A 1,310-nucleotide genomic window follows, 5' to 3' on the forward strand; every position below is an offset into this window, starting at 1 on the left:
CTGTGGCACCACGCGGCGCACACGGTGGACCTGTTCGCATATCAGGTGCAGAGCCCGGTCGTGCAGGCCCATGCGCTGCAAGGCCCTATCCACCCAACGCTGGGCATTGCGATGGATATGAGCATCCAGCTCAAGGCCGCCAACGGCGCCATCTGCACGCTGAGCCTGTCCTTCAACAACGACGGCCCGCTGGGGACGTTCTTCCGCTACATCGGCGACACGGGCACCTATCTGGCGCGCTACGACGACCTGTTCGACGGCAAGGAGAACAAGATCGACGTGTYGGCGGTGGACGTGTCCATGAACGGCATCGAGCTGCAGGACCGCGAGTTCTTCGCCGCCATCCGCGAGGGCCGCGAGCCCAACAGCAGCGTGGCGCAAGTGCTGCCCTGCTACCGCGTGCTGCACGAGCTTGAGCAGCAGCTGAAATGAAAACCCGCCGCATCGGCCCCTTCGAGGTCTCGGCCATCGGCCTGGGCTGCATGAACCTCAGCCACGCCTATGGCACACCGCCATCGCGCGACGTCGCGGCAGCCGTGCTGGACGGCGCGCTCAACGGCGGCATCACGCTGTTCGACACGGCGGCGCTATATGGCTTTGGCGCCAACGAGGAACTGCTGGGCGGCCTGCTTGCACCACACCGCGAGCGCATCGTGCTGACGAGCAAATGCGGCATGCAAGGCGTCGATGGCCAGCGCGTCATCGACGGCCGTCCAGACACCATCCGCGTCAGCGTCGAGGCCAGCCTGAAGCGGCTGCGCACCGACGTCATCGATGTGCTCTACCTGCACCGGCTGGACGCCAAGGTGCCGGTGGAGGAGAGCGTAGGCGCGATGGCCGAGCTGGTGAAGGCGGGCAAGGTTCGCGCGCTCGGCCTGTCCGAGGTCTCTGCCGCCACCTTGAAGCGCGCCTATGCGGTGCACCCGATTGCCGCGCTGCAAACCGAGTACTCGCTGTGGACACGCAACCCGGAGATCGCCGTGCTCGACGCCTGCCGCGAGCTGAGCGTCGCTTTCGTCGCCTTCAGCCCGCTGGCGCGCGGCTTCCTCGGCGGTGAGCTGCGCGACGTCAGCAAGCTGGAGCCCAAGGACATCCGCCGCGGCATGCCGCGGTTTTCGCCGGAGAACTACGCGGCGAATCTGCGGCTGCTGGATGGCTTCCAGGACGAGGCCGCACGGTTGAACTGTGCGCCGGCCACGTTGGCGCTGGCCTGGCTACTGCACCAGGGCAAGGACATCGTCCCGATCCCGGGGACGTCAAAGCCTGACCATTTGTCGGAGTTGATAGCCGCGCCCCAACTGGAGCTGGAT

General features: G+C 66.5%; 1 protein-coding gene and 1 pseudogene. Both read left to right on the forward strand.

The features are described from left to right. Positions 1-432 (forward strand): annotated as a pseudogene (locus AC1DU6_RS31560) (oxidoreductase); the annotation flags it as partial. Then, positions 429-1,310 (forward strand): aldo/keto reductase (locus AC1DU6_RS31565; protein ID WP_477862118.1); only part of this gene is annotated, 882 nt, incomplete at its 3' end. The pseudogene AC1DU6_RS31560 and the gene AC1DU6_RS31565, both read left to right, overlap by 4 nt.

This window comes from Roseateles sp. P5_B10 (genome assembly GCF_056400485.1).